The organism is [Actinomadura] parvosata subsp. kistnae, from assembly GCF_900323885.1.
In the GTDB taxonomy this organism is placed as follows: Bacteria; Actinomycetota; Actinomycetes; order Streptosporangiales; family Streptosporangiaceae; genus Nonomuraea; species Nonomuraea composti.
On record NZ_OOHJ01000015.1, the window covers coordinates 995,887 to 1,018,144 of the forward strand.

Here is a 22,258-nt window from a genome sequence, read left to right on the forward strand (position 1 = left end):
CATGGGGGCACGGTGGCACATCGAAGAATCGTGTTGGTCGCGGTCGCACTCGCCGGCGGGCTGTTCACAGCGACAAGCGGGTGCGCGGCCGAGCCGCCGTCGCTGCGGGAGCGGCTCATTCAGGATCTGAAGAGGAACCCCCAGTACAAGGATTACTCGGACAAGCAACTGGAGTGCGTGGCCGACGTCTCCATCAAGTACACCAAGCCCGAGGCGATCGAGCAGGTCATGAAGGGGGAGACGCCTGCCGACAGCGGCTGGAAGGACGGGGTGGACGGCCGCGCGGTCACCAGGGATTTCATGGCGTGCACCGGGCCGATCGTGCCTTCGCCGACCAACTGAGCCTCGGCCGGCTTCTCCAATCTGGACCTGCGGAATGCGTTCTGGCCTAGGGTCGCGAGAGTGAGCACCAGCCGTCCTGACGCCGTCACCTTCCGGCGCCCTGGGAAGAGGAGCGCGATCTGACGTTGACCACCGCATCCGGGTGGGTTCGCCACCTTTCATGGAACGAACGGCGGGCCTTCGCGCTCGAACTCGTCGAAGCACTGTCCGGCCCGGCCGCAGTGGATGTCGGCGTGGCCGCTCGGGAGGTCGTCGCGGGCTGGCGGGCCACTGCCAGGATCAAGGCCGATCCTTTGGAGTACGCCAAGGCCCGGGAAGCCACCAGCGGTGACTTCGGGGAAGTGCAGGTCTCGGCGTAGGCCGGATGCGGGCGATCGGGCTGCGGTCTTACCGTTCTCACCGAGGACGCACCGGTGGGTCCATGCCGGGTCAAGGCCCGGGGGTGCAGGGGGCCGGGAGGCCCCTTGCCTGCGGGGGCGCGGCGAATGCCGCGACCCCGCGATGAACACAGCCCGAGCCGAAGGCGAGGCCCTTCGGTTCGGGGTGGGCTCCCAACGGCCCACCCGGTAAATGGGATTGGGGCGGGCGCGCTTGTGAAGGACAGCCCGAGCCGAAGGCGAGGCCCTCCGGTTCGGGGCGGGCTCCCAACGGCCGGCCCCGCGATCGGGATTCGGGTGGGTGCCGGGTCAGTGCTGGGACAGGAGGTGGGCGAGCTCCTGTTCCACCTCCTGGTTGGCCACGAACAGCAGTTCGTCCCCCGCCTCCAGCGGGTCGTCGGCCGTGGGGACGAGGACGCGGCCTTCGCGCAGGATCGCCACCAGGGCGGCGTCCACGGGCCAGGGGACGGAGCCGGCGCGCTGGCCCACCACGGGTGCGTCCTCGGCGAGGGTGAGCTCGACGAGGTTGGCCTGGCCTTGGCGGAAGGTCATGAGGCGGACGAGGTCGCCGACGCTGACGGCTTCTTCGACGAGGGCGCTGAGCAGGCGTGGGGTGGAGACGGCGACGTCGACGCCCCAGGACTCGTTGAACAGCCATTCGTTGTTGGGGTGGTTGATGCGGGCGACGACGCGCGGCACGCCGTACTCGGTCTTGGCGAGCAGGGAGACGACGAGGTTGACCTTGTCGTCGCCGGAGGAGGCGACGACGACGTGGCAGTTGTTGAGGCCGGCTTCGTCGAGTGAGGCGATCTCGCAGGCGTCGGCGAGGAGCCATTCGGCACGCGGCACGCTGTCGATCTTGATGGCTCGGGGGTCGTTGTCGATGAGCAGGACTTCGTGGCCGTTCTCCAGGAGTTCGGCCGCGATGGAGCGGCCCACGGCGCCCGCTCCGGCGATGGCGACGCGCATCTCACTCGTCCTCTTCCGGTGCCGCGGCGAGCACCTTGTTGATCCGGTCCATGTCGTTCTCCGCGGCGATGACGTGCAGCACGTCGCCTTCTTGGACGACGGTGTCGTCGCTGATGGTGACGGCTTCGCCCATGCGGTTGATGAAGGCGGCGCGGGCGCGGGCGCGGGTTTCGAGGTCGGTGACGCGGGTGCCGATCCATGAGCCGTGGACGGTGACCTCGGCGAGGACGACGGTGCCGGTGGGGTCGCGCCAGAGTGGTTCGGCGCCTTCGGGGAGGATGCGGCGCATGATCTGGTCGGCGGTCCAGCGGACGGTGGCGACGGTGGGGATGCCGAGCCGCTGGTAGACCTCGGCGCGGCGGGGGTCGTAGATGCGGGCGACGACGTTGTCGACGCCGAACGTCTCGCGCGCCACGCGGGCGGAGATGATGTTGGAGTTGTCGCCGCTGGAGACGGCGACGAAGGCGGCGGCGGATTCGACGCCGGCTTCGGTGAGCACGTCGCGATCGAAGCCCACGCCGGTCACCCGCCGCCCGCGGAACCCGGCGCGCAGCCGGCGGAACGCCTGCGGGTCCCGGTCGATGATGGCGACGGAATGTCCGCTGTCTTCGAGGATGTGGGCGAGGGTCGATCCGACCCGGCCACATCCCATGATCACTATATGCATTTCCCCCCGCATCGTCAGCGGTCGGCCGGTTGCTGGACACCAGTATGGCCCCAGGGGGGAGCGCCGCGTTTAGGGCCTCGGCATGCGGCTAGCATCTCGTTACGTGGCGAAGGTAACGGATCTTGTCAAACGCTTGCTCGTGGGGCGCGCCCTGCGAAGCGGGCAGCTCCACGAGCAACTACTCCCCAAACGGATCGCTCTGCCGGTCTTCGCGAGCGACGCGCTGTCGTCCGTCGCGTACGCGCCTCAGGAGATTCTGGTCATTCTTTCTCTGGCCGGGGTCTCCTTCTACTCCTTCAGCCCTTGGGTGGCCATCGCCGTCGTGGTCGTGATGCTCACGGTCGTGGCCTCGTACCGGCAGAATGTGCACGCTTATCCCAGCGGCGGCGGCGACTACGAGGTCGCCACCACGAACCTCGGCAAGAACGCGGGCCTGACCGTGGCCAGCGCGCTCATGGTCGACTACGTGCTGACGGTCGCGGTGTCCGTCGCGAACGGCGTCGACTATGTCGGCGCGACGATCCCGTTCGTGGGTCAGCACAAGCCCGCCGTGGCCATCGTCATCGTGATCCTGCTCACCGTGGTCAACCTGCGCGGCATCCGCGAGTCCGGCGCCGCCTTCGCCATTCCCACGTACGCGTTCATGATCGCCGTTCTTGGCCTGATCGCCTGGGGCGGGTTCCGGCTGCTGGTGCTGCACGAGGACCTGGAGGCGCCGAGCGCGCATTTCACGATCGAGCCCGAGCAGCACAACCTGACCGCCTTCGCCGCGGCGTTCCTGGTGCTGCGCGCGTTCTCGTCGGGGTGTGCGGCGCTGACGGGTGTGGAGGCGATCAGCAACGGCGTGCCGGCGTTCAGGAAGCCGAAGAGCAAGAACGCGGCCACGACGCTGCTGATGATGGGCCTGGTCGCGATCACGATGTTCAGCGGCATCATCGCGCTCGGCCTGGCGTCGGGGGTGAAGGTGGCCGAGCCGTCGGTGGTCGCCGAGGACCTGCTCATGCCCGGCGGCACGCCGGTGGGCCCGGGCTACTACCAGCAGCCGATCATCGCGCAGGTGGCCGACGCCGTGTTCGGGGGCGGGTCGCTGCCGTTCATCGTGATCTCGGCGGTGACGGCGCTGATCCTGTTCCTGGCGGCGAACACGGCCTTCAACGGCTTCCCGGTGCTCGGCTCGATCCTGGCGCAGGACCGTTACCTGCCGCGCCAGCTGCACACGCGGGGTGACCGGCTGGCCTTCTCCAACGGCATCATCATCCTGGCGCTGGGCGCGTGCCTGCTGCTGTGGGGGTTCCAGGCGGACGTGAGCCGGCTGCTGAACCTGTACATCGTCGGCGTGTTCGTCTCGTTCACGCTGAGCCAGACCGGCATGGTCATCCACTGGACCCGCCACCTGAAGACCGAGACCGACCCGAAGGTCCGCCACCAGATGCACCGCTCCCGCGTGATCAACTTCTTCGGCGGGGTCATGACGGGGCTGGTGCTGATCGTCGTACTGCTGACGAAGTTCCTGGTCGGGGCGTGGATCGTGGTGATCGCGATGCCGATCCTGTTCTTGATGATGAAGGGGATCCGGCGCCACTACGACAAGGTGGCCGCCGAGCTGGAGCTCACCGAGGACTACGAGCCGGCCATGCTGCCCGCGCGCAACCACACGATCGTGCTCGTCTCGAAGATCCACAAGCCGACCATGCGGGCCCTCGCCTACGCGCGCGCCACCCGTCCGTCCACGCTGGAGGCCGTCACGGTCGGCGTGGAGGGCGACGAGGCGCGCAAGCTGCAGGAGGAGTGGGAGCGGCGCGGCATCCCGGTGCCGCTGAAGATGCTCGACTCGCCGTACCGGGAGATCACGCAGCCGATCCTCGACTACGTCAAGGCCATCCGCCGGCGCTCGCCGCGCGACGTGGTGACGGTCTTCATCCCCGAGTACGTGGTCGGCCACTGGTGGGAGCACCTGCTGCACAACCAGAGCGCGCTGCGGCTGAAGGCGCGGCTGCTGTTCAAGCCCGGGGTGATGGTGACGAGCGTGCCGTGGCAGCTGCACTCGTCCGACCGGCTGCTGGGCAGGCCGGAGCCGTTCGCGCCGGGCGCGGTGCGGCGCCCGCCGTCGCAGCAGGCCGCCAAGCCGGAGCAGTTGGCCGACAAGCGCCCGTAACGTCACCTCAGGAGCGTCCGCAGCCGCCACGTGTCGTTGGGGCTCCACCCTGGGGGCGCCGCCACGGCCGCCCAGCCGTCCACGATGTTGGCGCCGTACCGGTGGCCGTGGCCGGGCGGCACGTCGAGGGCGCTGGTCATGTCCACCAGCACCTGCCAGAACGTCACCAGCGGGAACCAGTTCATCTGCGGGTTCACGCCCGGCCCGCGCGCCCCCTCCAGCCACGACGGCCGGTGGTAGATCAGCCGGGGCGACCACCACACGACGGGGTCGGAGGCGTTCTGCAGGTAGACCACGCGCGGGCGCGGCCACGGGCCGCCGGGCCGGTGCAGGTCGGCGGGATGCTGGGCGAACCTGGCCGTCCTGCCGTCCTGGAAGACGGGCCGCCACACGGGGCTGCCGCGGTCGCGGCCGCTGGTGAGGCGGTGCCAGATGGGGTTGGCGTTCGGCGGGCCGACGAACACCGCGCCGTCGGCCCGCGCCACCAGGTCCGCCAGGCCGCGGAAGGCCTGCTCCAGTTCGTACGAGCCGAGGCTCTCGCCCGACAGCAGCAGCTTCGGCCGCGCCCCGGCGGGCAGCCGCGCCCACCGCGCGCGCACCGCCTCGAACAGCGCCCGCCCCGCCGCCGCCGCCTTCTCCCTGTCGACCAGGAACGACACCCAGCTCGGCAGGTACGAGTACTGCATGGCGACCATCGCGGAGCGGCCGTTGTACATGTACTCCAGGGTGTCGGCGATGTGCGGGTCCACCCAGCCGGTGCCCGTGGTGCCGAGCACGGCCAGCACCGGCCGGCCGAACGCGCCGGTGCGTTCCAGCTCCCGCACGGCCAGCGCCGCCTGGGCCGCCGGCGATGCCGCGCTGTCAAGACCGATGTAAACCCTGATCGGCTCGACGGCGGGCCGCCCCGAGAAGGCCCGCAGCCGCGCCGGCGTCGCCGCCGTGCCGGTGAAGCGGCGCCCCTCCCGCCCCAGCGACTCCCAGCTCACCAGCGACCGCGGCCCGCCCGACACGAACGCCGACACCGGCCGGCGCACGCCCGGATGCGTGCCCTCGTTCGCGACGGACGAGATGTCGCTCATCCGCGCCACGAACCCGTTGAACAGCACGTCGTTCGCGAACACCCCCACCAGCAGGGCGACGACCACCACCCCGAGGGCGTGGCCGAGGTAGGCGGGCACGTACCGGTCGAGCCAGGTGATCAGCTTGCGGCCCCCGAGGCGTACGAGACGGGCGGCCAGCAGCGCCGCGGCGAACAGGACGGCCGCCACGGCCAGGATCACCGGCGGGAACCACTCGATCCGCGTGTCCATCCCCATGAGCGCCCGCAGGTCGCGCTGCCAGTCGAGGCTGTACCACAGCGCCACCACCGCCAGCGCGGCACACCCGCCCAGCATGACCTGCCACGCGGCCCGCCGCCCCCGCTCGGGCAGCCTGATCACCGTACGGCACAGCGCCCCCGCCGCCGCGCCCACCGCGTACCCGAGAATGCCGGTGACCGCGCCCATCACCCCCTGGTACAGCCAGGTGCGCGGCAGCAGCGACGGCGTCAGCGAGGCGCAGGCGAACAGCGTGGCCAGCAGCGTCCCCCCGAACCCGAGCCGCCGCCGCACCACCCTTTCCATGAACACCCAGCGTAATGGATCAAGTCCGATAAGTGGTCATCCGGGTAGGGGCACTAAGGTGTCGGATGTGGAACAGGCATCGCTCGAGCTGACGGTAGGTCCGGTCGCCCATGGCGGCTGGTGTGTGGCGCGCCATGAAGGGCGCGTGGTGTTCGTACGGCACGCCCTGCCGGGGGAGCGGGTCATCGCCGACGTCACCGAGGAGACCTCCCGTTTCCTCCGGGCCGACGCCGTCGAGATCCTTGAGGCATCCCCCGACCGGGTCGTCCCGCCGTGCCCGTACGCGGGCCCAGGCCGCTGCGGCGGCTGCGACTGGCAGCACGCCACGCTGGAGGCGCAGCGCCGCCTCAAGGGGCAGGTCGTGGCCGAGCAGCTGCGCCGCCTGGCGGGCATCGAACGCGAGGTCGTCGTCGAGGAGGTGCCCGGGGCCAAGGACGGGCTCGGCTGGCGCACCCGCGTGCAGTTCGCCGCCACGCCCGCCGGGGAGCTCGGCTTCCGCCGGCACCGCTCCCACGACATCGAGGTCGTCGACGCCTGCCTCATCGCCCACCCCGAGGTGGAGGCGGCCGGCGTCGAGGAGCACACGTGGCAGGGCGCCGCCGGCGTCGAGGTCATCGCCTCCTCAGGCGGCGATCGCGCCGTCGTCGTGCGGCCCCGCCCCCGGCGCAGCGTCACCGTCCCCGACCTCGAAGCGCCCGCCTCCATCCTCCTCGACCAGGGCAAGGGCCGCACCGTGCCGCGCCGCGGCTCCGGCGTCCTGCACGAGCAGGTCGGCGACCGCGAGTTCCGCGTCGCCGGCAGCGGCTTCTGGCAGGTGCACCCCGGCGCCGCCGAGACGCTCCTCGACGCGGTGCTCGCCTACGCCGCCCCCGAGCCCGGCGAATGGGCCCTCGACCTCTACTGCGGCGTCGGCCTCTTCGCCGCCGGCCTCGCCGAGATCGTCGGCCCCGAAGGCGCCGTGTTCGGCCTCGAATCGGAGGCCGCCGCCGTCCGCGACGCCCGCGCCAACCTCCGCGACCTCCCCCAGGCCCGCATCGAACGCGGCCGCGTGGAGGAAGCCCTGGATCGCTTCCAGATCGAACGCGCGGACATCGTCGTCGTCGACCCACCCCGGGCGGGCCTCGGCCGTGACGTCGTGGAGCGTATCGCCTCCCTGGACGCCCTCCGCATCGTCTACGTCTCCTGCGACCCGGCCACCCTGGCCCGCGACCTGGCCTGGTTCAGAGACCACGGCTACGCGATGTCCGACCTGAGAGCCTTCGACGCCTTCCCGATGACCCACCATGTGGAGTGCGTGGCCCTCCTGGCGAGGCCGTAACCCACCCGAATCCCGTTCCCGGGGTGGGCCGCCGGCAGCCCACCCCTCCACGGGGCCGGGATGGCGTGCGCCGGCGCCGCACGGACGGCGACCGCCAGGACCACCGCCGACCGGTTCAGGAGACCTTGGAGGAGGGAGCCACCCAGGTGTTGCAGGAGGCGGGGTCGGCGGTGCGGAACCCGGCCTTGACCCACTGCTTGATGCTGGCGGCCTTGCCGTACTCGGCGGTGTCGCCGTGGTAGGACGACTCGACCCTCTTCCAGTCCCGCGCGGTCTTGCCCGGCAGCGGCCAGACGCTCTTCATGAAGGCCGCGCCCAGGCACTCGACCTGCTGGTACATGCGCCGTCTCTGCTCAAGGTGCTCGGCCTTGCTGCCGGCCCTGAGGTCCTCGCTCGCGTCGTAGAGGCCGGCGAGCTTCTGTACGTGGTAGCCGTACATGACGGCGGTCGTGTTGAACAGGTCGAGGTCGGGCGGCCCGAGGAGCCAGGACTTGCCGATCTTGAAGGAGAGCGTGCGGTCCCAGTCGCAGTACCACACCTCGGACGACTCGATCGTCTCGCCGTCCTCGGATCCGCAGTAGTTCTTGGGCAGGCTGGTCACGTACCGTACCTTGACCGGCTCATAGGGCAGGCCGGCCTTCTTCAGGTGCCGGCCCCACGTGCTCTCCAGGCAGCGCAGGGCCTCGTTGATGTACGTGCGGGCCTCGGTGGGCGTCACGGGCTCGGCCGGCAGGTCGTCGCAGGTCGTCGTGGGCAGCGGACCGGCCTGGTATAACGCGTTCTTGACCAGCACCGGGTTCTTCACGGGATAAGCCGAGGCGTGCGGGGCCGCCGCGACGGTCAGGGGGCGGCGAGGGCGCAGGCGAGTGCCGCGATCTTCAGGGGTTTCATGAGGGGTGACAATAGGGCTTGCGGGGTTGGAGCGCTACATGTCGCCCGTGCGGCGCGGGAGCCGCGGCCGGCCTGAAAGAGGTGCGCCGGCCCTGCTCGTGAGACTCGGCCTCGGCGCCCTCGTCAGAGGTAGGCGTTGCTGTGCAGGCCCGGAGGTGAAGAGCCGGCCTGAGGCGTGGCGGCCGGGCCGCGCGCGCCGCTCGTACCACCGCCGGACGTACCCGAGCGCAACGCCTGGTACTGCTGCACGAGGTTGGCCCGGTGCAGGCTCAGCGCCACCTGCACGCCGTGCGACAGCCCCTCCAGCCAGCCCAGCAGCTGGGCGTGGACGACGCGCAGCTCGGCGCGGGTCGGCCGGGCGTCCAGGGACGGGCGCAGGCGGTGCAGTTCCTGGCGCAGCTCCGGAGGCAGGATGCCGGCGATCTCCTCGGCGATCCGGTCGTACAGGACGGCGAGGCGCGCCTGCGCGTTCTCGTCCAGCGTCATCTCGCGCAGCTCGGCGCACAGCTGCCGGATCATCACCCCGAGGCGGACCAGCTTGTCCTGCCGGGCCATCGCGGCCAGCTCCGCCGAGGGCCAGGCGTTCTTCCGCGCTGACGGCTCCGGAGGAGAAGGCTGGGACGGCTCCGAAGGAGGGAGCTGGGACGCCCCGGACGCTCCCCCTCCAGCGGCCTGCTCGCCGTGCTCGACGACGAGCAGGCCCGACGGTGACCGCCTGATCCGCGGCTCCCCTTGGTGCGCGCTGTTCATCGGCATGCTCCTCCTTTCGCGACGTCGAGCGCTCGGCCCGGCCCCCGGCGGTGCAGCGGCGTCACCGGGTGGCGGCGTGGGTCAGGTCCGTGCCGGACCGCTGCGGGGCGGTCCCGGTCTCGTGCTGCCGTACGTGCTGCCGCCATCCCCATGCGGCGGTCGCGGCGGCGAGCCTGCGCCCGGGCCGGTAGCCCACGGAGTCGAAGAACCCGGCGGTGCCGGCGAGGCCGTGGCCGCCGAACCAGCCGAACAGCTTCTGTGCGCCGTGCGCGGCCGGCAGCGCACCCAGCGCGACGCGCAGGATCAGCAGACCGATGTCCATGCAGGTCCTCCTCGGCGCGGAAGAACGAGCGGGAGACAGAGCACAGGTTGCACTTGACACGTTAACAAACCTGTAAATCCATGCAAGTTTACTATGAAAGAAGTAACAAGAACGTCCGGAATGACCAGATCTGGCGGTTTGTCACGCCAGACGGCCCCGCTTCAAGGCGCACCTGAAGAGCGAACGGAGGTGACCAGCGTGCGCCGCCTCGCCAACACCCTCAAGACCGCCGCCCTGCTCGGTCTGCTGACCGCCATCGTCCTGACGCTGGGCTACTGGATCGGCGGGCAAGCCGGGCTCCTCGCGGCTCTCGCCCTGTCACTGGGCCTCAACGTCGCGACCTGGCTCTTCTCCGACCGGCTGGCGCTGCGCGCGATGCGGGCCCGGCCCTGAGCCGCTCCGAGGCTCCCGGCGTGCACGCCATGGTGGCCGGCCTCGCCGCCGCGGCCGGTCAACCCATGCCCAGGCTGTACGTGAGCCCCGTGCGCCAGCCGAACGCGTTCGCCACCGGCCGCGGCCCGCAGCACGCCGCCGTGTGCGTCACCGAGGGACTGCTCGACCTGCTGAGCCCCCGCGAGCTGCGGGCCGTGCTCGGCCACGAGCTGGCCCACGTCCACAACCGCGACATTCTCCTCTCCAGCGTCGCGGCGACCCTGGCGGGCGGCCTGACCATGCTCGCCGACCTCGCCTGGCTCCTCCCCCTCGGCCCGGACGGCGACGACGGCGACGAGTCGTCCCCCGGGCCGCTGGGATGGCTGGCCATGCTCGTCCTCGGATCGCTGGCGGCCACGCTGATCCAGCTCGCGGTGAGCCGGACGAGGGAGTTCGCCGCCGACGACGAGGGCGCCGCCCTCACCGGCGACCCGCTCTCCCTCGCCGACGCCCTGGAGAAGATCCACGCCTGGACGCGCCGGCTGCCCCTGCCTGCCACCGGGGACGTGCCCGCCGCCGCCCACCTGATGATCGCCAATCCGCTGAGCGGCCACGGGCTCGCCGCCCTGTTCTCCACTCATCCGCCGCTCTACCAGCGGGTGGCCCGGCTGCACATGCTCTCGGCCGCCGCCTCTCCGAACGTACGAAAAGTCTACAACTGAAGTTTGAGGTTTCCTGCGCACGGAGGTATAAAGAAGGTGACGGCGTCATGTCAGCACAGAGCCTGACCAGGAGGTGATGACGATGCTGCTGACGTCGATCGATCCGCTCCTTCAGGAAGCCGAGCGGCAGTTCGGACAGCTCGCCGCGATCGCCGGCCGCGACCAGGCCATGCCCATGGACGGGCTGCGCCGCCACGACGACCTGCTGCTGCGCTTCGACATCCCGGGCGTCGACCCCGACTCGATCGAGGTGAGCGTCGACCGCGGCGTGCTGTCGGTCAGCGCCACCCGCGAGGAGGAGCACGGCGAGGACGAGCGGCTGTTCGTCCAGGAGCGCCCCATGGGCAGCTTCACCCGGCGCGTCTATCTGCCCGAGCACCTCGACACCGAGCACGTCGAGGCCGCCTACGACAACGGCGTGCTCACCCTCCGGATCCCGACCGTGGAGACCGCCAAGCCCCGCACCGTCGAGATCAGGACCGGCGAGCAGGCCAAGGCCATCAACGGCTGACGCCGGCGGCGAGCACGGCTCCCCTCGCGGGGGCCGTGCTCGCCGCCCCCGACCGTGACCCTCGGAGCCGCGAGGAGGTGCCCCCACGATGTACGCCCCCGCCCCCGTCCCCTCACGAGAGAGGAACGTGGTGGCACGACTGTCCCCTGCCCCGGTCCTCGGCACGCCACCGGGCTCGTTCCTGCCCGGCGTCCAGGCGACCCGCGCGACCAGCCACGACGGCCGCATCACGAAGATCACCGCCCTGGCGCACGCCGCGCCGGGCAAGCCCGACGGCGAAGTGGACTGCCGCCCGCTACGTCCGTTCTGGCAGCAACCGGAGCCGGCGTGGCGCGAACCCTGGAACGACTCCCCACCCGCCCGCCACCACTGAGGAGGCCTGTACCCGCACCCACCCCACCCCGCTCCCCGCCTGCCTTACACTCACGCCCATGACCCCCGGCCATGATCAAGCTGAACGATGGCACCCGGCTACGCACCTGGACCACCGGCTCAGCCCTGTCACCCCGCACCCCCGTGGTCATGCTGCACGGCGGCCCAGGCGTCCCCGACTACCTGGCCCCGGTCGCGGCCCTCATCGACGACCTGTGCCTGGTCCACCGCTACGACCAGCGCGGAACCGGCGGATCCCGCTGGGAGGGCGAGCACACGGTCGCCCGCCACGTCGAGGATCTGGCCTCGCTGCTCGACACATGGGGCCACGACCGGGCCGTCCTGATAGGCCACTCGTTCGGCACCACCCTGGCCGCCTATTTCCTGCTGGCCCACCCCGAGCGCGTGGCCGGCCTGATCCAGATCGCCGGACCTTTCCTGGGCCCCTGGCGGGACGCCGACCGAGCCACCCAACGAGCCCGCCGTACGGACGAGCAGCAGGCCAGGCTCGCCGAACTCGAAGCCCTCGGCTCGCGCACGGACGCCGAGGAGATCGAGTACCTGACACTGTCGTGGTCCACCGACCACGCGGACCGGAACCAGGCATGGGCGTGGGCCCTGGAATCAGCCCGCACGCTACGCCCCATCAACTACACGATGAACAGCCGCCTCAACGCGGCGGCCAAGGCCGACCCCCTCGAATCCCATATGGACGAGCTCCGCGAGCGCCTCCCGCCGGGCGCGGTGATCATCGGCGGCGCCGGCGACAGCCGCCCCGCCGACGCCCTGCGACGTGCCGCACGCGACCTGGCCTGCGAGGTGGTCATCATCCCGAACGCGGGACACAACCCCTGGCTGGAGGCCCCGGACCAGTTCGGCACCGCACTCCGCACCGCAGTGCAGAACCAGCCGCCCGCCACGTCACCCTTCCCCGGCTAGAGCGGCGAAACACCGATAGACCTGCCCCTCGATGCTCACACCTCGGGGCCCTCCTCCGTAAGCAACTGCCGCCGCCGCCTGACCTCGGCGATCAGCCGCGGGACGTCCCGGCGAGCGCACCCGCACAAACAGCAGAAAGGCGCCCGCGTCCCACCCCTCGCACGCTCTAAGGTGCTAGCGACCTAGCAGCATGCCGAGAGAGAGAGGCGCTCGTGGTCCATCCACAGGACTGGGCTGGGCTGGTCCACAGTCGGCATGACCGATTCGACGCATTGAGCGTGCGTGCTCTGAGCGGCTCGGCGAGCCAGTCGTGGGCGCACCCGATCCGGGTGCTGGCCGACGATGACCGAAGCTACTTCATGAAGACCTTGGGCGGGTGCCCCGAGTTCGCTCAGGGCTCCGTCGCCGTGGAGTACGTGATCGCACAGGTCGGAAGGTTGATCGGTGCGCCGGTCTGCGGCAGCAGTCTCATCCGCATCCCGGAGGCGCTCGCTGACTGGCCGCTCCCCTCCGGCGGCAAGCTGTCGGCGGGTCTGGCCCACGCGAGCGCCGCGTTGGAGCACGCCGTTGAGAGCCGCCCGGTGCTGACAGGACGGGCTCGGAACGACAACCGGCGCCGTCACGTAGGCCTTTACGCCCTATACGACTGGTGCTATGGCGACGATCCTCAGTGGCTGCACGACCTCGACAGCGATCATTCCATCTACAGCCACGATCACGGCCTCTATCTCCCGCCCCACGACGGGACGATCAGGCGCCAGTACCTCACCGACTGCGCAGACGAGCCGAACCCGCTCGCCGACCCACCCGCCGGGCTCGACCGTCAGGCGATCGCCGATGTGTCACACGCACTTGAGACAATAAGCCGTGATGCTCTCGTCAATGTCATGTGTGGCGTGCCAGCATCGTGGCCAGTGGGCGACGACGATCTGGAAGCACTTGGCTGGTTCCTCGAACATCGCGCGCCGGCCGTGGCCAGCAGGATCCGGGCACTGATCTGAAGGGAGGTTCGTCGATGAGCCGCTACATCTACTCGATTGTTCGCTGCCTCCCCGATCCCAGAACGGGCGAGTTCGTCAACATCGGCGCCATAGCGGGCGACCCCACCACGGGCGACTGGTCGCTACGGCAGCTGAGCAACCTGCAGCGCGTCCGCCGCTTCGTCGACCGTCCCATTCTGGAGACGGCCACGGGATGTCTGCTCAAGCTGTACGACGAGATCGAGCGTCATCAAGCGGCGCTGCTGGAGGACACCGGTGAGCCTCTGGGCGAGGACTGGCTGGAGAGGCTCCATCGCGACCACCGCAACATCGTGCAGTTCAGCGCACCGGCGCCAGTGATCGCGAACGATGCGCAGGAGGCGTTGGCGTTCGTCTTCGAGCATCTGATCGTCGATCCTGTCGAGTCGCCCAAGCACCGCTCGGTGACGCGCCATGCGCTCCAGAGCCAGATGCGAAAGGCCTACCAGGAGGCCCACCTCGACGAGCGCCTCGTGCGTGCCAAGGTACAGCTGCACGTCGGGGCGAAGCTGCAATCCGCCATGGATTTCGCCATCGCGAACGGCAGAGTCGTCCAGCTCACGCAGACCTGGTCGTTCCGCCTGGCGCAGGTCGACGAGGTCCCCGACAGGGTGAAGTCCTGGGGGTACGCGCTCGGGCGCTTCCGTGATGGGGAGGACGCTCGGGTCGTGGACGCGCTCGGAAACGTCAGCCGTATCGCCCGGGACGTGGACCTCGAGGTGGTGATCGCTCCGCCGGAGACTCCTGAAGAGACGAAGGCGTATGAGGAGGCTGAGCAGGTGTTCAAGAACCTCGGGGCGGAGATCCACTCCTCCGAGGACGTGGCAGCCATCAGCACGAAGGCGGCCGAACTGGCACAGTCTCTGTAGACCGGTAGATCACTTTCGACGCTCACCGGACTTTTCACCTCCATCCACCTTGCCCCACCCCGTGAGGGTGGCCTTTGAAGGGCCGCCCTCATTGTTTCTGCGCAGGACGACGGACCTCCGCCCTGGTGAGCGAAAGCCCCTGGGTCGGGAACGCGGAAGGAAGTGCGGGCCGATGCGGGGCGGGCGCGACACACTACTTGCCCCGCCCCCTTCATCCCACCGGCGAAAAATCAGGCGAGGTCGCAGGCGGGTGAACCCATGTCTGGGGAACGCGGACTCCTGACATTCTTCGGGAACCCGGCATAGTTCCGCGGTGCCCGGTCGTCCTTGGTGGGTGACATCAGGAGGAGGACGGGTGGATCCAGGCTTTGAGGCGGCTCTGCGGCAGTTCGTCATCGACCGGTCGGGCGCGTTGTTCCGGACGGCGTATCTGCTGACCGGTGACCGGCACGCCGCCGAGGATCTCGTCCAGTCGGCCCTGACGAAGACGGCCGCGCGGTGGCGCGGGGTGCGGGATCCCGAGGCCATCGAGGGGTACGTGCGGCGCACCATGTACCACGAGCAGGTGAGCTGGTGGCGGCGGCGGTCGCGGGTGGTGGAGGTGAGCACGGACGAGCGGCTCGAACGGGCCGGCGACGGGCATGCCGAGGCGGCGGACCTGCGGTTGACGATGCGGGCGGCGTTGTCGCGGCTGACGCCCCGGCAGCGGACGATGCTCGTTCTGCGCTATTTCGAGGACAAGTCGGAGACCGAGATCGCGGAGCTGCTGGGCGTGCGGGTGGGCACGGTCCGCAGCCAGATCTACCGATCGCTGGAGCGGCTGAAGAAGTCCGCGCCGGAGCTGAGCGCTGTGAGGGAGTTCCGTTGAACGTCGAGAACCTGCTGCGTGAGACCCTTGCCGACATGGCCGGTGAGCAGGAGCCGCCGCCTCCGGCCCGGTTCCTCCAGTTCCGTCCCGCCCGGCGCAGGGGTGTCGCGCTGGCGGCTGCCGTCACGGTCGTCGTCCTGGCCGTGGGCGGGACGATCAGCGTACGAGCGCTCCATCCGGAGCCCGAGCCCGGGCCCGGGTGGCCGCAGGCGCCGGCGGTGTCGGCCACGCGTCCGCAGCCGGAGCGTACGTATGAGATGACCGTCGGTCCGGGACGGCGGGTCACCCGTTTGTTCGACGACCTCGCCCGCATGACCGGGAAGCCGGCGGAGTCGTTCGCGCGGGCCGCCGAGGACGGTCAGGCGCTGGGCCTGCCGCCGTACGCGAAGGGCAGGCTGGAGGGTTTCGCCCATCCGGGTACGTACCGGGTGGCCGGCTCCGCCACCGCCGCCGAGATCCTGGCCGGGATGGTGGCGCGGTTCCGTGAGACGGCGGACGGGCTCGGCCTGGCCGCCGAACCCAACCCGTTGGACGTCGTCATCATCGCCAGCCTCATCCAGGCCGAGTCGCCCACCGAGGCCGACATGCCGAAGGTGTCCCGGGTCATCCACAATCGCCTGGCGCGGGGCATGATGCTGCAGCTCGACAGCACGGTGCTCTACGGCCTGGGCAAGTACTCCGTCGCGGCCACGGCCGAGGACCTCAGGTCGCGTTCGCCGTACAACACCTATCGTCGTCGCGGCCTGCCGCCGGGCCCCATCTCGAACCCGGGCGCGGCCGCGCTGAAGGCCGCGCTCCATCCGGCCGCGGGCCGCTGGCTCTATTTCGTGGTCACGGACCCGAAGCGGGGCACCTTGGCGTTCGCCTCGAACGAGAAGGAGTACAACGAGCTCGTCGAGCGAGCGCGGCGGTCCGAGTAGCGCACCGGCGGGAGGCCCCAGGGGCCTCCCGCCGACGCGTACGGCCTCAGTTCATGCCGTGAACGTAGCTCGCGTCGTCGTCGTCCGTGTCCGCGCACCCGGCCTTCGTGGTCCACAGGCTCAGCGGCGCGTTCATCTTGACGACGGTCGTCATCCCGTGGTCGCACATGACGAAGGTCGGGCCGTGGAAGTCGAGGTCGTCGCCGGCGATCGCGGGTGTGGCGGCGAGGAGGAGGGCGGTGGCGGTCATGGTGATGGCGGCGAAGGCGGCTTTGTACATGGTGGTCCCCCGATAGGGCATGAGATGGTCGTTCGCCAGCGTTCGTACCCGCGCATGTGGATCAAGAGGTTCAGGGTTCGATGCGAAGATCTTTACCGAACCGGCCGCCTGCCCCCTGAGCGCTGTCACCAGCCGTCCCATCCACGGCAGCCCCACCATGGGCCGGTCACATGCCTGAGGTCGTAGTCGTAGTCGTCAAGCGGCGGCGGACCATAGGGAGCCCAGATGAAGCCTCGCGAGCCTGTGATCGGCCAATCACTGATGTGCAGCCGGACCACGGTGGATGATTCCGTTTCCGCGGAAAGGTGGCCGCACACCGGATAGAGCCCGGTCCACGCGCAGACGGAATCCTCCCGCGCGCCGCTGGTGAGAATGCTCCGGGCGAAGTCCTCCATGCTGCTCCGGGACAGAGCGAAACGCGCCTTGAAAGGCAGGTCGGCGTCCACGGCGGCCCACAGCCCGGCCACGATCAAGGGGAGGAGGATCCAGCCGGGTAATCGGCGCCATACCGCCCGCGCGTCGCGTATCAACGCCACGAGGAAGCGAACGACCCAATACAACACCAGCGGCACCAGAACGAAGATCACCAGCACGCCGGATTCGCTGTAGCTGACGGGAATGCTGACCCACCAGAAAAGGACCAGCGTGGTCAGCACTACGGCAGCGTGATAACACCATCCGGGCGGCTTGTCGATCACGGCGTCACCCTAATGCCGGGGCGACCACGAACTCCAGGGAATCACGCTCGCACATCGAAAGCCGGCCGCGTCCAGAGAATCAGGTCGCTGCTGGTGGCGACGGCGAGGGTGCGGCCCGACGGCGAGAATCCGGCGGCACGGAAAGTGCTGGAGACGACGTGGAAGATGTGCCACCAGCCTTTCCCCGGCGGGTCCCGGTAAATGTCGCCGTACCGGGAGAGCAGGACGCGCTCATGGGGCCATTCGGGGACGATGACGTCGAGCCCCCAGCCGTCCTGGGTGGTGTGGTGGAGGCCGCCGCCGTAAAGGCCGGCGATGTGCACCCGCATGCCCGCGATCGGCCCGAGACCAGGGCACGTGAGGTCGGGAGAGGCGTCGGGCGTGCTGAGGCCGGGATCGCGGTCACGGGCGATCTTCTCCCCGGTGACCGCGTCGAACAGGCCGTAACCGTCGCTGGAGACGACCATGACCAGATCGCGCCCGCTCTCCGGATGCACGGCGAACCCGATGCCCAGCAGCCCGCCGACGGCCGTTCCGCCGGCCGGCACCTGCTGCCAGGGGTCGGGGGCCGGGACGACGGGAGCAGCCAGGAAGTGCCGCCGCAGCCGTTGCTGATACTCCGTGATCAACCCATTCCTCCGATCCGGCCGACACTACCGCCGGCGTCCCCGAAGCTCTACCTCGCATCGCATGGGCGCGCTAGCGTGAACGTTCATGATCGTATGGATCAACGGGACCCACGGCGCGGGCAAGACGACCACCAGCGCGCTCGTCCAGCCACTGATCCCGGATTCGCGGGTGTTCGACGCCGAGAAGGTCGGCGAGACGCTCATGGACATCAAGCCGTCGCTGCCGTCCATGGGCAACTTCCAGCACTGGCCGCCGTGGCGGCCGCTCGTCGTCGAGACCGCCCGCCACGTCCTCGACTACGTGGGCGGCACGCTGGTGGTCCCCATGACGGTGCTGGTGGAGCAGTACTGGCGGGAGATCAGCGCGGGGCTGGCCCGCCATGCCATCCCGGTACGCCACTTCGTCCTGCACGCCGACCAGGACACCCTGCGCCGGCGCATCAAGGGCGACACCGTGCTCGGCCCCTCCGCGTTCCGCCTGCACTACCTCGAACCGTATGCGGAGGCGGCCCGCACGTGGCTGCACGCCGAGGCCGAGGTGATCGACACCACCCACCTCACCCCCGTCCAGACGGCCGAGCAGATCGCGCAGGCCGTCAAGAGCTGATCCGGAAGGTCCCCAATGCCCCGGTCTGCGCGCCGTGGCGCGCGTGAGGCAGACCCCTGCAGGACCCGCCTGGTATGAGCAATTTTCACGATCGGAGGTTGCTCACAGTTATTGACAGACCTGGACGAATCGGCCAATCTACCGGCACGGAAAATTATGCAGTATCGCATAATCATGCACTCCCGGGAGCCCTGTTGCGTCGACGAAGAGTGATCATCAACACGGACGCCAAGAACGAGGCCGACGACCAGTTCGCCATCGTCCACGGGCTGCTGTCGCCCACGTTCGACATGCGGGGGCTGATCCCGGCCCACTTCGGCACCCGGCGCACGCAGCGCAGCATGGAGGAGTCCCGCGAGGAGATCGGCCTCCTGCTCGATCTGCTCGGCATGACCGGCTCCGTCACGGTGGCGAACGGCGCGGCGACGGCCCTGCCCGACGAGCGGACCCCGGTGGACTCCCCTGGAGCCCGGCTGATCATCGAGGAGTCGAAGCTCGCGAGCCAGGACGACCGGCTCTACGTGGCGTTCCTCGGCCCCCTGACGGACATGGCCTCGGCCCTCCTGCTGGACCCCGAGCTGGCCGGGCGGCCGGTGACCGTGATCTGGATCGGCGGCTCCGGCTACCGCGGTTACGATGAGGGCTCCGACGTCGAGTTCAACCTCTCCAACGACGTGCACGCCGCCAACGTGGTCTTCGACTCCGGGATCACCGTGTGGCAGGTGCCCAGGGACGTCTACACCAAGGTCTCGGTGAGCTACGCCGAGCTGGAGGAGAAGATCGGTGACGCCGGCCCGCTGGGCCGCTACCTCATCGAGCAGCTGCGCGAGTGGAACGCCACCTACCACCCCGCGCCGATCGAGTCCCGCTCCCTGGGCGACTCCCCGGCCATCGCGCTGATGCTCTGGCCCCCGAGCGGCAACCTGCGCCTGACACCCGCCCCCCGCTTCAGCGCCGACGGCGCCTACCTGCCCGGCTCCGGTCACCCCATCCGGGTCTGCGAGGAGGTTGACGTGCGGTTCCTGCTGGAGGACATGTTCGCCAAGATCAGGGCCTTCGGTCGTGAGCACCGCTGAGACTCGGACATCCGGCACAGGTGGGGCGGGCAGATCAGCACGCCGTTCGCGAAGGGATAGGAGCGGGCGCCCGGCCCTCAGCGTGCGATGCCCCACGCCTCCCGCAGCCCCGCCAGCGCCTCGTGGAACCCGGGGAACGTCTTCTTCACGCATCCCGGATCGTCCAGCGTGATCCCCGGCGTGCGCAGCCCCGTGATGCTGAACGACATGGCGATCCGGTGGTCGCCGTGGCAGGCGATCTCCGCGGCTCGGGGCGGGGCGGGGGTGATCTCGATCCAGTCGCGGCCGACGGCGACCGGCACGCCGAGCCGCCGCAGGTTCCCGGCGCACGCCTCCAGGCGGTCGCACTCCTTGATGCGGGTGTTGTAGACGTCCTCGATCCGTACGGGGCCGTCGGCGAACGGGGCGATGGCGGCGAGGGTCGGGACGGTGTCGGAAATGTCGCGCATGTTGACGGTCAGGCCGTGCAGGCGGCCGGTACCGGTGACGGTCACGGAATCGGGCGACATGTCGACGGATGCGCCCATGCGGGCGAGCACGTCGGCGAAGCGGACGTCCCCCTGCAACGCTTCCGAGCCCAGGCCGGGGATCGTGACGGTGTTCCCGGTCAGGGCGGCGGCGGCCAGCGGGTAACTGGCGGTGGAGGCGTCGGGCTCGATCGCGTAGTCCGCCGCCCGGTAGCCGCCAGGCGGCACGTGGAAGGTCTTCCCTTCTCGCCGCACCTCCACCCCGAAGGCGCGCATCATCGCGAGGGTGATCTCCACGTACGGCGCCGACACGAGGTCGGTGACCGTGATCTCCAGACCTTCGGCGGTCAGCGGCCCGACGAGCAGCAACGCGGTGAGGAACTGCGACGACAGGCCCGCGTCGAGCGTGATCCGGCCGCCCTTGATGCCGTTCGCCCGGACCGTCACCGGATGATGCCCCTCCTCCCGCTCATGCGTCAGGTCCACGCCGAGGTCCCGCAACGCCCTGGTGAGGGGGCCGAGGGGGCGGCGGCGCATCTGGGCGGAGGCGTCGAAGCGGAACACCCCGTGCCCGGCCGCCGCCAGCGCGGGCAGGAAGCGCGCGGTCGTGGCGCCGTCGCGGCAGAACACCTCGGCCTCCCCGTACGCGGGCCCCTCCGGGCGTCCGGTGATCGTCCACGCCTCCGGCCCCCGCTCCACCCGGTAACCCAGCGCGAGCAGCCCCTCCGCGAACCCCTCCGTGTCGTCGGAGACCAGCGGGCGCCGCAGCACAGTGGTGCCGTGCGCGGCGGCGGCCAGGAACAGGGCACGGGCGGTGACGGATTTCGAGCCGGGAACGTGGAAGATCGTCATACCGCAGAGCCTAAGCCTGCGGGCGACCAGCGGCCGAGCGCCCAGCCGGGTCCTGGGCGCGCGGCCTTCGGGACTGGGCGTGCCGCCTTCGGGACTGGGCGTGCCGCCTTTGGGACTGGGCGGGCGGCCTTCGGGACTGGGCGGGCTGGTCCACCTGGCGTGCGGCCTTTAGGACCGGGCGGGCCGGTCCGCCTTGGCGGGCGGCTTTCAGGATCGGGTGGGTCGGCCGGACGGCACCGAGCCGGCCCTGGCCAGCACCCCCACCACGCCCAGCACCGCCGCCGACAGCGTGACGAGCAGGGCCAGGCTCAGCGGGTGGTTCCCCCACAACGTTCTGGCGACGATCATCGCCGCCATCGGCACCAGCACGACCGCCGCCCGCCGTCCGACCGGCGAGCGCAGCGCCAAGATCCCCGCGACCAGCACGATCGCGACCGCGACCGGCAGGCCCGCCCACCTGAAGCTCATGGCCGCCAGAACGGACGCCCCGGCCAGCACGCCCGTCCACTTGAGCAGCCGCGCGGTGCCGGCCGAGCCGGGGCCTGGAGCGGGGGCGACGGCCAGCATCACAGCGCACAGGACGGCCGGCAGCATGCCCATGCCGATGTCGCTCGCATCGATCGGGTCCGCGCGGACGAGCACCCCGTCGGCGTTCCACTGCGCGAATTCATATTCGACGCGATAGATCGACCACCCCGACAGCAGCGCGTACCCGGCGGCGCACGCCGCCGCCGCCCAGGGCCGGTTCAGCCAGGTGAGTAACGCCACGAGCGCGTACGGCAGCGCCTGCATGCCCGCCTCCCCCATCAGCCGCAGCCCGTCCGGGTTGAACCGCCCGCGCAGCACCCACTCGCCGTAGCTCGCGGCGGCCTCCAGCTTGAGCACGAAGAGCGCGACGGGGGCGAGGAGCGCGGCGATGCCGAGCGCGTCCCGCCAGTGCAGGTTCGACCGGCCGCTGACGGCGTGCCGCAGCCGGATCGCCAGGCCGCCGCGCACCACGTCGTACGCGTCCCGCACCGACGGCCGCCGCCGGCCCGGCTCCGCGCTCGCGAGCAGCACCGCGACCATCTCCTCCGCGTGCCGCGCCCGATGCTCCTTCGGGTACGCCACCAGCAACCGCCGGTAACCCCGCTCCAACTCGCTCACGCGCCACTCCCCGTCCGCCGCGAACCCCGCCCGCTCACGCGCCGCTCCCCATCGGCCCGAGGTGGCGCCGGGACCGCAGCCGCGCGGCGGCGGTCTCCACGTTCCGCCGCAGTTGCTCGGTCTCGGCCGCCAGCCGTTCCTCGCCCGCCGGCGTCAGCCGGTAGTACCGCCGGGCCCGCCCGTCCACGATCTCCTCGCGTTCGGCCTCGACCAGCCCCTCGCCCTGCAGCCGGTCCAGCGCCGCGTACAACGTGCCGGCCCGCAGCCGCACGCGCTCGGCGGAGATCCGCAGCACGTCGGTGATGATCCCGTAGCCGTGCTGGGGCCCGGCCGCGAGCGCGGTCAGGATGAGGAACGTCGGCTCCTGCATCGCTCGATCCTTCATGACACCGATATATACCGATGATCTGACTATCGAGGCAAGCGGAACAGCTCATCCCACAGGTCAAAGTTCACCTCGCATTCACCCGCCCGCCCGGATGTGCGGGCCCTCACGGG

Annotated in this window: 27 protein-coding genes; 15 read left to right on the forward strand and 12 right to left on the reverse strand. The window is 70.4% G+C overall.

All coding sequences use genetic code 11. The features are described 5' to 3' along the window. Positions 1 to 30 precede the first annotated feature (30 nt). Together KIS93_RS19230 and KIS93_RS19235 are read left to right on the forward strand one after the other, a co-directional pair. Positions 31 to 342, forward strand: coding sequence for a hypothetical protein (locus KIS93_RS19230; RefSeq protein ID WP_080036296.1), 312 nt, complete (start codon positions 31 to 33; stop codon positions 340 to 342). A gap of 125 nt (positions 343 to 467) precedes the next feature. Then, positions 468 to 701, forward strand: coding sequence for a hypothetical protein (locus KIS93_RS19235; protein WP_155126315.1), 234 nt, complete (start codon positions 468 to 470; stop codon positions 699 to 701). Between the two features lie 327 nt (positions 702 to 1,028). Here the strand turns inward: KIS93_RS19235 and KIS93_RS19240 are convergent, their stop codons facing one another. After that, positions 1,029 to 1,688: a potassium channel family protein gene (locus KIS93_RS19240; RefSeq protein ID WP_080036295.1), complete on the reverse strand. Its 660-nt coding sequence runs from the start codon at positions 1,686 to 1,688 to the stop codon at positions 1,029 to 1,031. A 1-nt stretch (position 1,689) separates the two neighbouring features. Continuing rightward, positions 1,690 to 2,355, reverse strand: a complete 666-nt coding sequence (locus tag KIS93_RS19245; RefSeq protein ID WP_080036294.1) for a potassium channel family protein — start codon at positions 2,353 to 2,355, stop codon at positions 1,690 to 1,692. A 103-nt stretch (positions 2,356 to 2,458) separates the two neighbouring features. Here KIS93_RS19245 and KIS93_RS19250 point away from each other — a divergent pair, with 103 nt between their 5' ends. Beyond that, positions 2,459 to 4,510 (forward strand): APC family permease, encoded by a 2,052-nt coding sequence (locus KIS93_RS19250; protein WP_080036293.1) that lies wholly within the window; start codon positions 2,459 to 2,461, stop codon positions 4,508 to 4,510. A gap of 2 nt (positions 4,511 to 4,512) precedes the next feature. On the opposite strand, the gene KIS93_RS19255 is transcribed toward KIS93_RS19250, so the two are convergent. Beyond that, on the reverse strand, positions 4,513 to 6,132 hold the full coding sequence (locus KIS93_RS19255; protein ID WP_080036292.1) for an alpha/beta hydrolase: 1,620 nt from the start codon (positions 6,130 to 6,132) through the stop codon (positions 4,513 to 4,515). A gap of 88 nt (positions 6,133 to 6,220) precedes the next feature. Between KIS93_RS19255 and KIS93_RS19260 the strand changes: the two genes are divergently transcribed. Next, positions 6,221 to 7,450 carry a class I SAM-dependent RNA methyltransferase gene (locus tag KIS93_RS19260; RefSeq protein WP_230466429.1) on the forward strand — a complete coding sequence of 410 codons (1,230 nt, stop codon included), beginning with the start codon at positions 6,221 to 6,223 and terminating at the stop codon, positions 7,448 to 7,450. A 115-nt stretch (positions 7,451 to 7,565) separates the two neighbouring features. Here the strand turns inward: KIS93_RS19260 and KIS93_RS19265 are convergent, their stop codons facing one another. The 3 genes from KIS93_RS19265 to KIS93_RS19275 form a co-directional block, all read right to left on the reverse strand. Further along, on the reverse strand, positions 7,566 to 8,255 hold the full coding sequence (locus KIS93_RS19265) for a neutral zinc metallopeptidase (RefSeq protein ID WP_186404318.1): 690 nt from the start codon (positions 8,253 to 8,255) through the stop codon (positions 7,566 to 7,568). A gap of 209 nt (positions 8,256 to 8,464) precedes the next feature. Next, on the reverse strand, positions 8,465 to 9,091 hold the full coding sequence (locus KIS93_RS19270) for a proteasome activator (protein ID WP_186404319.1): 627 nt from the start codon (positions 9,089 to 9,091) through the stop codon (positions 8,465 to 8,467). A gap of 61 nt (positions 9,092 to 9,152) precedes the next feature. Further along, positions 9,153 to 9,413, reverse strand: coding sequence for a DoxX family protein (locus KIS93_RS19275; RefSeq protein WP_080036288.1), 261 nt, complete (start codon positions 9,411 to 9,413; stop codon positions 9,153 to 9,155). Positions 9,414 to 9,611: 198 nt separating this feature from the next. Here KIS93_RS19275 and KIS93_RS68390 point away from each other — a divergent pair, with 198 nt between their 5' ends. From KIS93_RS68390 to mltG, 9 genes are all read left to right on the forward strand, one after another. Further along, on the forward strand, positions 9,612 to 9,806 hold the full coding sequence (locus KIS93_RS68390; RefSeq protein WP_335673897.1) for a M48 family metallopeptidase: 195 nt from the start codon (positions 9,612 to 9,614) through the stop codon (positions 9,804 to 9,806). A gap of 29 nt (positions 9,807 to 9,835) precedes the next feature. Further along, positions 9,836 to 10,507, forward strand: a complete 672-nt coding sequence (locus KIS93_RS19280; RefSeq protein WP_335673901.1) for a M48 family metalloprotease — start codon at positions 9,836 to 9,838, stop codon at positions 10,505 to 10,507. 76 nt (positions 10,508 to 10,583) lie between these two features. Beyond that, positions 10,584 to 11,018, forward strand: coding sequence for an Hsp20/alpha crystallin family protein (locus tag KIS93_RS19285; protein ID WP_246005319.1), 435 nt, complete (start codon positions 10,584 to 10,586; stop codon positions 11,016 to 11,018). 130 nt (positions 11,019 to 11,148) lie between these two features. Continuing rightward, positions 11,149 to 11,391, forward strand: coding sequence for a hypothetical protein (locus KIS93_RS19290; protein WP_155126306.1), 243 nt, complete (start codon positions 11,149 to 11,151; stop codon positions 11,389 to 11,391). A gap of 71 nt (positions 11,392 to 11,462) precedes the next feature. Continuing rightward, positions 11,463 to 12,329, forward strand: a complete 867-nt coding sequence (locus KIS93_RS19295) for an alpha/beta fold hydrolase (RefSeq protein WP_080036286.1) — start codon at positions 11,463 to 11,465, stop codon at positions 12,327 to 12,329. A gap of 278 nt (positions 12,330 to 12,607) precedes the next feature. Further along, the gene (locus KIS93_RS19300) at positions 12,608 to 13,330 is read left to right on the forward strand and encodes a hypothetical protein (RefSeq protein ID WP_186404320.1); all 723 of its coding nucleotides are present in this window, start codon (positions 12,608 to 12,610) and stop codon (positions 13,328 to 13,330) included. Between the two features lie 14 nt (positions 13,331 to 13,344). Next, the gene (locus KIS93_RS19305) at positions 13,345 to 14,217 is read left to right on the forward strand and encodes a DUF3037 domain-containing protein (protein WP_080036284.1); all 873 of its coding nucleotides are present in this window, start codon (positions 13,345 to 13,347) and stop codon (positions 14,215 to 14,217) included. Between the two features lie 355 nt (positions 14,218 to 14,572). Continuing rightward, entirely contained in the window at positions 14,573 to 15,085 is a 513-nt protein-coding gene (locus KIS93_RS19310) for a SigE family RNA polymerase sigma factor (protein WP_080036283.1), read from the forward strand. Further along, a complete protein-coding gene (gene mltG, locus KIS93_RS19315; RefSeq protein ID WP_080036282.1) occupies positions 15,082 to 16,005 on the forward strand; it encodes an endolytic transglycosylase MltG in 924 nt (307 codons plus the stop codon). The genes KIS93_RS19310 and mltG overlap by 4 nt, the downstream gene beginning before the upstream one ends. 46 nt (positions 16,006 to 16,051) lie before the next feature. Here the strand turns inward: mltG and KIS93_RS19320 are convergent, their stop codons facing one another. The 3 genes from KIS93_RS19320 to KIS93_RS19330 all read right to left on the reverse strand — a co-directional run bounded on the left by KIS93_RS19320 (position 16,052) and on the right by KIS93_RS19330 (position 17,612). Further along, positions 16,052 to 16,306 carry a hypothetical protein gene (locus KIS93_RS19320; RefSeq protein ID WP_080036281.1) on the reverse strand — a complete coding sequence of 85 codons (255 nt, stop codon included), beginning with the start codon at positions 16,304 to 16,306 and terminating at the stop codon, positions 16,052 to 16,054. A 104-nt stretch (positions 16,307 to 16,410) separates the two neighbouring features. After that, positions 16,411 to 16,983 (reverse strand): hypothetical protein, encoded by a 573-nt coding sequence (locus KIS93_RS19325; RefSeq protein WP_155126300.1) that lies wholly within the window; start codon positions 16,981 to 16,983, stop codon positions 16,411 to 16,413. Between the two features lie 41 nt (positions 16,984 to 17,024). Continuing rightward, positions 17,025 to 17,612: a hypothetical protein gene (locus KIS93_RS19330; protein WP_080036279.1), complete on the reverse strand. Its 588-nt coding sequence runs from the start codon at positions 17,610 to 17,612 to the stop codon at positions 17,025 to 17,027. A gap of 85 nt (positions 17,613 to 17,697) precedes the next feature. Between KIS93_RS19330 and KIS93_RS19335 the strand changes: the two genes are divergently transcribed. Both KIS93_RS19335 and KIS93_RS19340 read left to right on the forward strand, forming a co-directional pair. Continuing rightward, positions 17,698 to 18,219 (forward strand): P-loop nucleotide/nucleoside kinase family protein, encoded by a 522-nt coding sequence (locus tag KIS93_RS19335; RefSeq protein WP_080036278.1) that lies wholly within the window; start codon positions 17,698 to 17,700, stop codon positions 18,217 to 18,219. Positions 18,220 to 18,413: 194 nt separating this feature from the next. After that, positions 18,414 to 19,295 (forward strand): nucleoside hydrolase, encoded by an 882-nt coding sequence (locus KIS93_RS19340; protein WP_222107528.1) that lies wholly within the window; start codon positions 18,414 to 18,416, stop codon positions 19,293 to 19,295. 77 nt (positions 19,296 to 19,372) lie between these two features. Here KIS93_RS19340 and aroA read toward each other — a convergent pair whose 3' ends face one another. The 3 genes from aroA to KIS93_RS19355 form a co-directional block, all read right to left on the reverse strand. Then, a complete protein-coding gene (gene aroA, locus KIS93_RS19345; protein ID WP_080036276.1) occupies positions 19,373 to 20,614 on the reverse strand; it encodes a 3-phosphoshikimate 1-carboxyvinyltransferase in 1,242 nt (413 codons plus the stop codon). A gap of 207 nt (positions 20,615 to 20,821) precedes the next feature. Then, positions 20,822 to 21,760 carry a hypothetical protein gene (locus KIS93_RS19350; RefSeq protein ID WP_155126297.1) on the reverse strand — a complete coding sequence of 313 codons (939 nt, stop codon included), beginning with the start codon at positions 21,758 to 21,760 and terminating at the stop codon, positions 20,822 to 20,824. A 34-nt stretch (positions 21,761 to 21,794) separates the two neighbouring features. After that, positions 21,795 to 22,145: a PadR family transcriptional regulator gene (locus tag KIS93_RS19355; RefSeq protein WP_186404321.1), complete on the reverse strand. Its 351-nt coding sequence runs from the start codon at positions 22,143 to 22,145 to the stop codon at positions 21,795 to 21,797. Between the last annotated feature and the right edge of the window lie 113 nt (positions 22,146 to 22,258).